The sequence below is a fragment of the Sedimentibacter sp. B4 genome (genome assembly GCF_000309315.1).
In the GTDB taxonomy this organism is placed as follows: Bacteria; Bacillota; Clostridia; order Tissierellales; family Sedimentibacteraceae; genus Sedimentibacter; species Sedimentibacter saalensis.
Map to the genome: position 1 here is coordinate 1 of NZ_CANG01000463.1, position 208 is coordinate 208.

A 208-nucleotide genomic window follows, 5' to 3' on the forward strand; every position below is an offset into this window, starting at 1 on the left:
ATCGGTGACCTCGATCCGCCTGGTCGGAGGGGGAGCCCGGTCGGACTCGTGGACGCAGATCCTCGCCGACGTGCTCGGCGTGCCGGTGCACCGGGTGGCCCAACCGGTGGCTGCGAACGCCCGTGGCGCCGGTCTGATCGGTGCCATCGGCGTGGGCGCGATCACCGCCTCTGACGTTCCGGGCCTGGTCGAGGTCGCGGACGTGCAC

At 72.6% G+C, this 208-nt stretch carries 1 protein-coding gene; it reads left to right on the forward strand.

Translation table 11 applies throughout. The annotated features are described in order from the left end of the window. Positions 1-208 (forward strand): FGGY-family carbohydrate kinase (locus BN358_RS11865; RefSeq protein ID WP_040583050.1); only part of this gene is annotated, 208 nt, incomplete at both ends.